Annotated in this window: 11 protein-coding genes; 8 read left to right on the plus strand and 3 right to left on the minus strand. The window is 27.3% G+C overall.

Features of this window, described 5'->3' with window-relative positions:
• Positions 1 to 39 precede the first annotated feature (39 nt).
• The 3 genes from F1B92_RS02330 to F1B92_RS02340 form a co-directional block, all read right to left on the minus strand.
• The gene (locus F1B92_RS02330) at positions 40 to 2,496 is read right to left on the minus strand and encodes an autotransporter outer membrane beta-barrel domain-containing protein (RefSeq protein WP_154570303.1); all 2,457 of its coding nucleotides are present in this window, start codon (positions 2,494 to 2,496) and stop codon (positions 40 to 42) included.
• Positions 2,497 to 2,654: 158 nt separating this feature from the next.
• A complete protein-coding gene (locus F1B92_RS02335) occupies positions 2,655 to 3,551 on the minus strand; it encodes a calcineurin phosphoesterase (protein WP_154570304.1) in 897 nt (298 codons plus the stop codon).
• The gene (locus F1B92_RS02340; RefSeq protein ID WP_154570305.1) at positions 3,532 to 4,902 is read right to left on the minus strand and encodes a sodium:solute symporter family transporter; all 1,371 of its coding nucleotides are present in this window, start codon (positions 4,900 to 4,902) and stop codon (positions 3,532 to 3,534) included. Before F1B92_RS02340 ends, F1B92_RS02335 begins: the two co-directional genes overlap by 20 nt.
• Positions 4,903 to 5,051: 149 nt before the next feature.
• On the opposite strand from F1B92_RS02340, the gene F1B92_RS02345 reads away from it, so the two are divergent.
• The 8 genes from F1B92_RS02345 to F1B92_RS02380 are packed head-to-tail and all read left to right on the plus strand — an operon-like array spanning position 5,052 to position 11,349.
• On the plus strand, positions 5,052 to 5,756 hold the full coding sequence (locus F1B92_RS02345; RefSeq protein WP_154570306.1) for a rhodanese-like domain-containing protein: 705 nt from the start codon (positions 5,052 to 5,054) through the stop codon (positions 5,754 to 5,756).
• Between the two features lie 4 nt (positions 5,757 to 5,760).
• On the plus strand, positions 5,761 to 7,233 hold the full coding sequence (locus tag F1B92_RS02350; RefSeq protein WP_154570307.1) for a TIGR04282 family arsenosugar biosynthesis glycosyltransferase: 1,473 nt from the start codon (positions 5,761 to 5,763) through the stop codon (positions 7,231 to 7,233).
• Positions 7,230 to 7,925 carry a TVP38/TMEM64 family protein gene (locus F1B92_RS02355; RefSeq protein ID WP_154570308.1) on the plus strand — a complete coding sequence of 232 codons (696 nt, stop codon included), beginning with the start codon at positions 7,230 to 7,232 and terminating at the stop codon, positions 7,923 to 7,925. The genes F1B92_RS02350 and F1B92_RS02355 overlap by 4 nt, the downstream gene beginning before the upstream one ends.
• 16 nt (positions 7,926 to 7,941) lie before the next feature.
• Positions 7,942 to 8,499, plus strand: a complete 558-nt coding sequence (locus F1B92_RS02360; RefSeq protein WP_229770886.1) for a TVP38/TMEM64 family protein — start codon at positions 7,942 to 7,944, stop codon at positions 8,497 to 8,499.
• A complete protein-coding gene (locus F1B92_RS02365) occupies positions 8,469 to 9,122 on the plus strand; it encodes a TIGR04283 family arsenosugar biosynthesis glycosyltransferase (protein WP_154570310.1) in 654 nt (217 codons plus the stop codon). The genes F1B92_RS02360 and F1B92_RS02365 overlap by 31 nt, the downstream gene beginning before the upstream one ends.
• Entirely contained in the window at positions 9,103 to 10,071 is a 969-nt protein-coding gene (locus F1B92_RS02370; protein WP_154570311.1) for a heterodisulfide reductase-related iron-sulfur binding cluster, read from the plus strand. The genes F1B92_RS02365 and F1B92_RS02370 overlap by 20 nt, the downstream gene beginning before the upstream one ends.
• Positions 10,061 to 10,948 carry an arsenosugar biosynthesis radical SAM (seleno)protein ArsS gene (arsS, locus tag F1B92_RS02375; protein WP_154570312.1) on the plus strand — a complete coding sequence of 296 codons (888 nt, stop codon included), beginning with the start codon at positions 10,061 to 10,063 and terminating at the stop codon, positions 10,946 to 10,948. Before F1B92_RS02370 ends, arsS begins: the two co-directional genes overlap by 11 nt.
• A 2-nt stretch (positions 10,949 to 10,950) precedes the next feature.
• On the plus strand, positions 10,951 to 11,349 hold the full coding sequence (locus F1B92_RS02380) for a C-GCAxxG-C-C family protein (RefSeq protein ID WP_154570313.1): 399 nt from the start codon (positions 10,951 to 10,953) through the stop codon (positions 11,347 to 11,349).
• Positions 11,350 to 12,047 lie beyond the last annotated feature (698 nt).

Consider the following 12,047-nt stretch of genomic DNA (forward strand, 5'->3'; position numbering starts at 1 on the left):
TTTTAATTAAATAGCTATTTACCAGCCTAAGCTGGTATTTTAGAATTTAAATCCCAAAGAGGTTTTTATATTTGTTTGTTTTAAATCTCCAAATTTTTGTTTTGCTGCTAGTTCTAGGAAAAATTTATTTGTTGGAATATAAATTAATCCAAGTCCAACACCGCCACTAAGTCCGTTAGATTTTATTTTGTATTTGTTAGTTGGCTGTATGACAGTAGTGCTCCTATCAAACTCGTATTCTAAATTTAGATTTAAATATGGCTTGATTTTATCTAAATTATAAATGAATTTAGAATCAAGTTCTGTTTTTTTAGATATTGCATCATCAAATCTAAGAGGAACTTTATTTTTATTTATATAACCATCCGCGTTTTTGCCATCTATTTTTGTATGACTATAGCCAAGTCTTGTGTCTATGGTGATATCTTTTAAATTTGCTATATATCCAAGACCCAACCCTAAGCCATAATATGATGATTTTAGATCGTATTTTACGTGGTTGTTTAATATATTATCGTTGTTGTATTTTGTATTAGCTTTACCAAATCTTGCATATCCATCAATATATAAATTTAAGCTAATATCATATCTACTCAATACTCCAACACCCGCTATATAAGCATCACCTTGTGCTTTTAAAATGTTTATTTTTGAGTCAAAATTAGATTTGCTGTGTTCAAAAAATCCTCCAAGCATTAAATTTTCTTTTTTAAATGCAGTTCCAACTACAATGTTATAACCTTTTAGCTTAGATTTACTTGCATTATGCTTAGAATAAAAGCCTTCAATAGAGGTAAATCCTGTTATAAAAAGTTCATCTGCAAAATACATCGACGACAAAACATCACTTGCTTGATGGCTATTTGCTACATATAAATTTTTACTTATATTTGAGTTTATTTGATGATTTAAATCTCTTGAGATATCTACTATAGAAGATCCTATTTGATTTATTGAGTCATTCATTATCAATCTAGCACTTGCTATTGTTGTTTCTAAATCTTTTTGAGTTTGGGCTAAATTTTGAATTGATGGGTTTGATGAAATTTCATTTTGTAGTTGATTTTGGTTTTTAGTTGATGAATTTTTCATGTTGTCATCATCTGCTTGAGATTCTTCTAGAGTTTGCTTAGTAGCTATTTCATCCAAAATTGCTATTATTTTATTGTCATCTTTATTTTCAACTCTAAATTTTACGGGCGTGGTGTAGCCCATCAGCGTTGCAATTTTTCCTTTTTTGATTTCAATATCAGATATTATCTTCTTTTTTGTATTGTGTATAAGTATTATTTCATCCTTATTTTTTAAATTATTTCCTTCTTGCAAAGCTAAACCAAATTTAGCACCAGTTACATTTGTATCATCACCGTTTGCTATCTCTATCATTTTATCAGTTTTTATATCAAAATCTTTTGGAATATAAAAATTATATTTTTCAAAATTTATCAAGTTTCCTACTCTTGCATTTTTAGTTTTTATATTTAAGGTGTTGCCACTAATTTTATCTCCTTGACTACTTAATCCATATCCACCATAAAGAATTCCAGTTAAAGTTTTTCCTTCTAAGTTTATTGTATTATTTATAGCATCATTACCATTTTTAGTATATCCACCAATAATACTAGTAATTATTTTAGAATCTACTATGGTAATTTTATTACCTTGTGCATTACCTTCATTGTTTGAATATCCACCATACACATTTTCAAAAATAATTGAATTTTTTATGATAACATTATTATTATTTGCATTACCCTTAAAATTTATATACCCACCATAAACATTTTGTGAAATATTAGAATCACCAGATATAGAGACAGTATTGTTAGTGGCAGTTCCATTGCTAACCCACCCTCCATAAACAGAATTAGCAATTTTGCTGTTATTGTCTATAATAATTTTATTTCCAGTTGCAATTCCTGGATCACCATTTGCATATCCGCCGTATATTTTATTTGCTATTGATTTTGATAAAGATACTTGATTGTTTGAGGCAGAAATATCCTCATTATATCCACCATAAATTTCATTTATAGGACCAGAATTATTTATAATAACACTATTATTATTTGCAGCACCACTGTTTTTCGTATAACCTCCATAAATTTTACTACTAAAGTTTTCATCCTTAATATTATTTATTTTAATAGAATTTCTTTTAGCATTGCCTTTTTGAGTATAACCACCGTAAATATTTGATTCAACCTTGCCTTTTAAAAATTCAATTTTATTATTTGATACATTGCCGTCATTGTTAAAAGCACCATAAACGTTACCACTTATTGGATTCTTTTTTGAGTCGGCATTAATAGTTATATTATTATCATTGTTGTTTCCATCTTTTGGGGCAAGGGATTTATCTATACTATCTATTGTTCTAAGTAAATTTGTTTGATTGTTATCGCTATAAGTTATATTTTCTCCAGCATATGTAAAGGTTAGCGTGAGTGAAGAGATGAGAGAGAATTTAACTAAATTTGTCGTACCCCCCCCCAATTTTTATTTGATCTGTTTTCATGTAAATCCTTTTGTGTAAAATTTTCGTATTTTACAATTTTATTAATAAATAATTAATTAATAAATTTACAATTTTTAAATATATTAAAAATAAATTTTATAAACATTACTTTGGAATTTATTAAATTTAGCTGTATTTAAAAGACTTCTTCAAATCCACCTAAATTTATATCTTTATAACTAAGAGGACAACCATATCCTAAAATTCTCTCTTTATATGAAATAGCAGCGGCTGAGCCTTCTTCCCATAACTCATCAAAATAACTTAGAAATTTTTTTCTATTATATTTAATCATAACTAGCTCTATATAAACATCTTTTAACTTAGTTCTATAAAGAGCTTTATCGTGTTTTGTAGTAGAAATTCTAGTTGCAAGTCCTGTTATAAACTCACTAAAATTTGGCATTCCAGTTGAGCCATTATTTATAAATACATTTTGACCTAAATTCATTACAACTGCTTTACAAGTGTGAGTTGTAGCAATAACGTCAAATTTAGTTTTACTAAACCAGTTTTTTATCTCTAAAATTCTCTCATCTTTAGCTAAAACTTCATGATCAAAGCCCCAGCCATTTAAAGTTTTTTCATCGCCGTGAGTTATAGCTACATTAAGCCCACAAACATTAGCAAAAAGCGTAGTTTTTCTTTTATTAAATATTGAAAAATCAGCTTTAATATTTTTTAATCTTTGATGTATAATTTCAGCATTTTTTACAATTATTTCTTCTTCCCACTCTGGATAATTACATCCACACCCAAATTCATCATCTTTTCTAGCTAATTCAAGTTCAACATTTCCATTTAATTTAATTGAGTTTTTAGTTAAATTTTCAACTTCAAAAAAACAGTTTTCATTAGCATCAAACCAGTGTAAATCTCCATTATAAACTATATCCTTATCATTTGCGATCTCATTTAATTTTTCAATAGCATAGATGTTTCCATATACTCCACCAGCTATCCAGAGCTCATCAGTTATAAGCTCTGGATTTTTAGCAAAAACTACCTTATAGCTAAGATCGCAGTTTTGCAATATATGCTCCTAAAAAATATAAAATAAAACACCCAATAAGCCCATATAAATTTACACCTAAAAGTCCAGCACTATCGCCTGAGCCTATATAAAGTGCTTTTGGAAAAAGCCCAAAAACTTCTATAAAACCACAAAATAGCCCAAAGAAAAAGCTTAAATAAAAGCTTAGTTTATTTATTTTTACAACTCCGTGAAGTAAAAATATCGGTGCCATTCCTATAACCATCGTTCCACTTATTGTAGTAGCTTTTAAGATATCTATTCCAAAAAACATAGGAAAATTTCCAACTACTGCAATAATAACCATAGAAATCATTCCAATTATAACTGATTTTGAAAGTAAATTTGGATTTATGATTTTAATCCAATCATGTGCAATTAGTTTTGAAACACTTGCAAATGTGCTATCAAGAGTTGATCCAGCTGCACTTATCATAACTATATTCATTAAAAATAACGCTGCTAAGCCCATACTTCCAGCCACACTTGCTGGTATGTTTGAGCCATTAATTCCTTCAAATCCTGCATAAACACCTATAAAGCTAAATATAAAAATAGCCATAAAGCCTGTAAGTCCAGCTATAATAAAACTTATTAGCATTCTTTTTGGAGAGCATAAAAATCCTCTATCAGTTAAAACAGGATCGTGAAATGGATAACTAAAAATTTGTAATAATGCCACTAAAAGAAGATCGACTCCGCCAACCAAACTCCACTCCCCAGTAGAAACAATCTCGCCAACTGAATATTTTGGCAATACAAAAGTTAAAACAAAACCAACCCCTATAACAAAAATAACTGCTTGAACAATATCTGTTATAACGCTACCTCTAAGCCCACCTTTTAATGAGTAAATAAGAGTGATAAATGTAAAAAGCAAAGCTGCTATTATAAAACTCATACTTCCACTTTCTCCATAGTATCCACCAACAACTGAAGTATTTGACCAAACTTCATTAAATAATCTAATTAAAATCGCTATACTAAAACAAAAACTTGCAAATTTGCCATAATTTGAATTTAAAAAACTTACTAATCCTGTAGCATTATATTTAGTTCTAAGTCTATACAAAATAATTCCAGCCACAGGGATACAAAGCCAGTAAGCTGCGTAAGCAACGCCTCCAACTATACCGTATTTTTCACCTAAATTTGCAGCATTTGTAACTGACTTTGCAAATATCCAACTTATAAAAATACTAGTTGATAAAAGCCATACATTAACTTCTCTGCCTTTTTCATCACTAGCTTTAAAAAATCCATCAAAGCTTTTAACTTTAGGACTTAAAAACCATAAAATCCCACCATAAACGAACAAAAATCCCCAAAAAGCTATACTAAAAAGTGACATATTTTTCCTTAAAAAATTTGTTTTATTTCAACCTGAAATCTAAAACGATTAATTTTATCAAACAAAACTTTAATATAAGTTTAAAGAAACTTAAGTATAATTTCACTTTAGATAACAGGTTGTTATAAGACAAATTTAAGGAAATTCGGATGAAATTTTTTAAGAATATAAGATTTACATTTTTTGTTGCCATTGCGGCTTTAGTAATTGCTGGTTGTGGAGATTCTATTGATACAAGCAAGAAGATGGATGGCGAAACTTTATCTAAAATTCAAGCTGATAATAAAGAAAAAGAAAAAATTTTACTCATTGATGTTAGAAGTAAAGAAGAGTACGATGCAGGTCACTTAAAACACGCTATAAATATCCCTTTTGCTGAACTTGAATCAAGAATGGATGAGCTAGAACCATATAAAAATAAAGATATAGTTTTTTATTGTAATACTGGAAATCAAAGCGGTAAAGCTGTAGATTTACTAAAAGATAAAGGTTTTAAAAGTTTAACAAATGCCGATGGAGTAAAAGAGTATAATTATGATCTTTATACATTTGGAAGTATAGCAGCACAGGAGTTTTTAAAACTTAATCACGACGATATCTTGATTATCGATGTTAGAGAGGCAAAAGATTTTGAAAAAGGTCATATTAAAGGAGCGATAAATATACCACATGGCGAGTCTTTAGAAAACTATAAAGATATATTAGAAGCAAATAAAAATAAAAAAATTGTAACACATTGCTACACTGGAAACAGAAGTGCAAGTTTAGCCGATAAACTATCAAAACAAGGTTTTAAAAATGTAAATAATTTGCTTGATGGCACAAAAGAGTATGATTTTAAATTAGTTAAGTAAAAAAGTGTCAAAAAGTTGTTTAATTTTTTTTACTAAATCGCCAGAATTAGGTAAATGCAAAACAAGGCTTAATGATTTTTTAAGCCTTAAAAAGGCAAGAGATTTACAAATTTATCTAATTCAAAAAAATTTTAATGTAGTTAAAAATTTTGAATTTTTTATCTATTATAGCGGGGATTTAAAAGAGCTTCAAAATACTTTTTTAAATTTAAATAGTTATATTTTTAAAAAACAGTTTGGCAAAAATATTGGCGAAAAGATGAAAAATGCTCTTTTAGAAACTTTAAATTTAGGATATGAAAAAGTTATCTTAATAGGAAGTGATTTAGATAATTTAGAAAAAGTTGATATTAAAAACGCTTTTTTAAATTTAGATAAATTTGATTTAGTTTTTTCGCCTAGCAAAGATGGTGGATATTCTCTTATTGGACTTAAAAAAATGGTTGATGAGATTTTTGATATTAAATTTAGCACAGAAAATGTTTTAATAAATACACTTAAAATTCTTGATAGCAAAAACTTAAGCTATAAGCTTGGTAAAACAATAAATGATATAGATACTAAATTTGATATCATCTCTAAATTTACAAAAAGTGATGAGATTTCTTTTTTAGCAAGTGGAGAATATAACTCAAACTATCTATTTAAAAAAGGTAAAAATGAGTATATTTTTAGAGTAAATCACGCTTCGCAAATGAATTTAGATAATCAAATTATTTATGAATTTAAAGCCTTAAAGATCCTTGAAAGCTCAGGCGTTACACCAAAAGCTTATGAAGTTTTTAAAAAAAGTTATTTTTTACCAAATGGGGCTTTAGTTATGGAGTTTTTAAAAGGAAGGGCATTAGACTACAAAAAGGATTTAGATAAAGTTGCCTTTATCTTATCTAAAATTCACACCTTAAAAATTCCTAAAAACTGCCATTTAATTGTAGCAAAAAAGCCGTTTTTAGCGATATATAATGAGTGCAAAAATATGAGCAGTATTTATTTAAACTCTAAATTTAAAGATAAAAAAGTTTGTGATTTTTTAAATTTTATTTTTGAAATTTGTGAGAATTTAGGGCTTGATGATGAAATTTCAAATAAAGCTATTGTAAATACAGAACTAAATAGTTCAAATTTTATAATTGGTAAAAACAGTTCCTATCTAATTGATTGGGAAAAGCCACTTATAAGCGATAAAGAGCAAGATTTAGGACACTTTTTAGCACCAACTACGACTTATTTTAAAAGCGATGATATTTTAAGTTTTGATAAGATTAACAGTTTTTTAGATGAATATGAAAAAAATAGCTCTATAAATAGAGATTTAGTTAAAAAATATATCAAATTTAACTGTTTAAGGGGGATAAGCTGGTGTGCTATGGCAAGTGTTGCTCACCAAAATAAAAACGCACCACAAAATCCTAAAATAAAACTATTTTTAAAAGATAGTTTTTTAGAAAAAGTAAATAATTTTTTGGAGATGAGATGAATAATAAAATAATTTTATTAATTATATTTGTTTTATGTTTAGCGGCATACTTTTTTATAACACCTATAAATACATGGGTAAATGAGTCTTTACTTGTGATAAAAAATGCCTCTGTTAATCTTGACTTAAGTCAAATGGCTGAGTATTTAAGAAGTTTTGGTTATAAAGCTTGGATAGTAAGCTTTTGTTTGATGGTGCTAAGTTGCATTTTAGCTCCTATTCCAGCATTTATTATAACTTTAACAAATGCCGCAGTTTTTGGCTTTTTAGGCGGTGCTTTTTTATCATGGAGTAGTGCTATGGTAGGGGCAATGATGTGCTTTTATATAGCTAGAATTTTAGGTAGAGACGCGGTTGAAAAAATTGTTAGCAAACAAGCTTTAGAAAAAAGCAATGAATATTTTAAAAGTTATGGAGTTCATACTATTTTAGTTTGCAGGCTTTTACCTTTTGTTAGCTTTGATTTGATTAGCTACGCAGCAGGTCTTACAAATATGAAATTTTGGAAATTTTTTATAGCAACTGGTATCGGACAGCTTCCAGCTACCCTAGTTTATAGCTATTTTGGTAAAAATTTAGATGGAACTGGAAAAGTTGTTTTTATAACTTTGATGCTTATTTTTGCACTAAGTATTTTAATATATATATTAAAAAATATCTATGAAAACAATAAAAAAAGAGAAGCTGTTTAAAATAACAGCTTTAATTTTGATTATATTAGTTTCAATTCTTGTTTATTTAAACACTAAAAAAATTGAAAATTTTATAGTGCAAAATCAAGAATTAAGCATAATTATTTATATAATAAGCTGGATGATTTTACCTATATTCTTATTTCCAGTGCCTATTTTAGCCTTTATTGGTGGGGCGATGTTTGGGCTTATTTTAGGCACAATTTATACTATGATTGGAGCTATGATAAATATAATTTTGATGTATTATATCGGTAAATTTCTTAGTTTAGAAAAACTAAAAATTAAAATTGAAGATAGCTTTATGGCGGTTTTAATTTTAAGATTTATTCCAATTGTTCCTTATAATGCCCTAAATTATGCCTGTGGTTTTTTAAAAATTGGTCTTAAAAACTATATTTTAGCTTCATTTGTAGGAATTATTCCAGGAACTATTATTTTGATAAATTTAGGTAAGAATGTACTAAATTTTGGCTCAAAAGAGTTTAATTTAGGAGTTTTTTATCTACTCTTACTAACCATTATCTCACTAGGACTTAAAAAATGGCACTCTCAATCATCATTATCACGCTAAATGATCCAAATTTACCTATCCTACTTTCACAAATTTCTAAATTTGATGGCAAATTTGAAGTTATAGTTGTCAATGCAGGAAATTCTTTAAATTTAGATGGCAAAATAAAACTCATAGAAAATACCCCTAAAAATAGAGGTTTGCAACTAAATTTAGGAGCAAAAGAGGCTAAATTTGATAAATTTTGGTTTTTACATTCTGATAGTTTAATAGATAAAAACTCATTAAATTTAATACTAAATGCTTTAAAAAATTCACAAATTGGCTGTTTTAAAATTAAATTTGATAAAAAAAGTTTGATTATGAAAATTTTAGAAATTTGCTCAAATTTAAGAGTTAAATTTAGAAATATTGCTTTTGGAGATCAAGGTATTTTTATGACAAAAGAGTTTTATAATGAGATGAATGGATTTAAAGAAATTCCTATAATGGAAGATTATGATTTTAGCATTAGAGTTAAAAATAAAGGCGTAAAATTTCATCAACTAAATAGCTCTATCATAACTAGTTCAAAACGCTTTAATAAGCCATTAAAAACTATTTTTAAGATGCAAATTTTACAGTTTAAATTTAGAAAAAAATATGATATAAAAAGCATAGAAGATGCGTATAAGAAAATTTAAATTTAAAACTGATAAAAATAACCCAAATATCTGTATTGATTGCTCTTTATGCACAAAAAGTTGCGATTTTTTAACAAAATATGATATAGATTTAAAAGATTTTTCAAAAATGTCAAATATAGCAAATGAGTGCTGTTTATGCGAGCAGTGCTACAATGTTTGCCCAAAAGATATTAGCGGTCAAGAAATTGCCTTGTCTCATAGACAAAATGCTAAATTTAAAAATCCATTTATAAAAATTCAAAAAACCCCCTATATTTATGGAAATAACTCAGATAAAATTTGCGATGATTTAATATTTTTTGGCTGTAATTTTCCAGCTGCTTATCCAAAAACTACTAAATATATTTGTGAAAATTTATGTGATACAAGAACTGATTTTAGTGTAGAGTGTTGTGGAAAACCGCTTTTAATGAGTGGATATTTAGCAGATGAGAGCGTAAAAAGTGCTAAAAAACTTTTTGATAAGAAAAAAGTTAAGAGAATTATCACTGCTTGTCCAAACTGCTACCATTTTTTAAAAAACAACCAAGATATAGAAGTTGTAAGCATTTACACAAAATTAAAAGAGTTAAATTTAATGCGTGAAATTAAAGATGAAGCACATCTATTTTTCCCCTGTAGCGAACGAAATACTAGATATATGTTTGATGAATTTAAGGATTTTTTACCAAATAAAAAGGAGAGTTTTTTAGATATCAATTGTTGCGGTGCTGGTGGAGGAGATAAAAAAATAGCTAAAAACTACCCTAAAAAATTAAAAGCAAAAGATAAGCCAAATTTATATGTGTATTGTGCAACCTGTGCTATGAGCTTTAAAAAAGGTGGAGTTACAAACATAAAGCATTTAACAACTGAGTTTTTAGGGATAAATGAAGAAGTTAGCCTAGATTTTGTCAAAAACTCACTTAAAATGAAATTTTATAAAAGGAAAAATAGTGAATATTAAATTTAATACTCCTAAAATAATGCAGTTAAATATCACAAAAAAATGCAATATGGCTTGCTACCATTGCCATGTAGAAGCAGGCCCAAAAAGAAATGAAGATATAAGCAAAGAAATAGTTGATAAAGCTTATGAGGTATTTAAAAAATTCAAGTTTAAAGCCCTTGATATAACAGGTGGAGCACCTGAGATGAGCCAAAATTTAGAGTATATTTTAAATAAATTTAGTCCTATTACTGATGAGATAAGCGTAAGATCAAATTTAACTATTTTATTAGATGAAAACTACTCTAAATTTATAGATATTTATAAGAAATTTGATATAAAGGTTATCGCTTCTGTGCCGTTTTATGAAGCTAATTTTAATGATGCGATGCGTGGAAAAGGAAGTTTTGAAAAGGAAATTAAAGCCTTAAAGCTTTTAAATAAGGCTGGAATTTATAATATAAATTTAATTTACAATCCAAACGGAGCTTATTTACCACCAAAAGAAAGCGACTTAGAGCTTGTTTATAAAGAAGAGCTTGCAAAATACGGCGTTAAATTTGATAAGCTTTTATGTATGTGTAATGTTCCGATCGGACGCTTTGAAAAGATGCTTAAAAGATTTGATGAGTATGATGATTATATAGAGCTTTTAAGAGAGAATTTAAATGAAGAGAATTTAGAAAATGTAATGTGTAGAAATTTAATAAACATTGCATATGATGGGGTTGTTTATGATTGTGATTTTAATGCTGCTTTAAATTTAAATATTGGCACTTTAGATGAAATTTTAAATTTAAATAATTTAAATAGAGACATTAAAACAAATACTCACTGCCTTGCTTGTGTAAGTGGTGAAGGCTCAGGGTGCTTTGGTGCTATCAATAAAGGATAAATATGAATACAAAAGAGTTTGTAAAAGATGGATTTAAGAGTAAAAATTGTGCTCAGATTATAATGAGCTATTTTTTTGATGATGAGAGCTTATTAGCTTTAAGTAAAGGTTATGGTGGTGGATTTGGCGTGGCTGGACTTTGTGGGAGTTATGCTGCAAGCATTGGAGTTTTGGGATTAAAATTTAAAGATAAAGATGAATTTGATAAAAAGGTAGCTGAATTTAAAGATGAATTTATAAGTAAATTTAGAAATTTTGACTGCAAGGAAATTTTAGAAGCTGATTACACAACCAAAGATGGTTTAGAAAAGATAACAAAGCACAAACTTTTTGAAACAACTTGTGTAGATTTGACGGCATATTGTATAGAAATTTTAGAAGATTTGATAAAAAGAGGGTAGATTATTGTATCGTGCAATGGTGATTTAACTAAATTTTACGTGAGATAATTTTATGTTTATTTGGCAAAAAATTTTAAAATTTAACCATTAAATTTAATAAACAAATTTTTAATATAGTCTTAAAAAACCTAATTAAAGTAAAATTTTAAATAAATTGTACTATGATGACAAAGAGTAGGGGTGATAAAATTAGCATTTTATAATAAAACACTAAAAAATTAATTTATGAATATCAAAAATCATAAACGGTATGTAAATTTTTAGATAAAATCAAGCTAATATATTTTTACTAAAAGGAGTAAAAAATTGTGATATCCTTAACGCATATAAAATCATAAAATTTAATAATGACTTTAAAAGGATATCGAAATTTAGCGGCAAAATAGATTGATTATTTGTTTTATCTATTTTGTAATTGAAACTAAAGAATTTATGGCTATAGCTGCTAAAATCAATATAGCAAAGGGTTTGGATAGGAATTTAATTTATAACTAGCAGACTCAATAAAAAATATTAAAATATTTCAAGAATAAAATTGTTAATAACCTTATTAAGCAGTATAGAAAGTTTTTAGAAAATTTAAATAAAAAGGATAAGTAAATCATATCTTTAGTCTATTTATGTAGAGAGCAAAAGCGTGATAGAATCAATACATCATACCAAAATAAGCAGTATTGTGATAAAAATTAGCCACTAAA

The sequence above is a fragment of the Campylobacter portucalensis genome, assembly GCF_009690845.1.
Classification (GTDB): domain Bacteria; phylum Campylobacterota; class Campylobacteria; order Campylobacterales; family Campylobacteraceae; genus Campylobacter_B; species Campylobacter_B portucalensis.

Coding starts and splice junctions, on each gene's coding strand:
- F1B92_RS02380 (WP_154570313.1), top strand. CDS start 10,951: ATGAATACAAAAGAGTTTGTAAAAGATGGATTTAAGAGTAAAAATTGT.
- F1B92_RS02355 (WP_154570308.1), top strand. CDS start 7,230: ATGAATAATAAAATAATTTTATTAATTATATTTGTTTTATGTTTAGCG.
- F1B92_RS02345 (WP_154570306.1), top strand. CDS start 5,052: ATGAAATTTTTTAAGAATATAAGATTTACATTTTTTGTTGCCATTGCG.
- F1B92_RS02370 (WP_154570311.1), top strand. CDS start 9,103: ATGCGTATAAGAAAATTTAAATTTAAAACTGATAAAAATAACCCAAAT.
- F1B92_RS02365 (WP_154570310.1), top strand. CDS start 8,469: ATGGCACTCTCAATCATCATTATCACGCTAAATGATCCAAATTTACCT.
- F1B92_RS02340 (WP_154570305.1), bottom strand. CDS start 4,902: ATGTCACTTTTTAGTATAGCTTTTTGGGGATTTTTGTTCGTTTATGGT.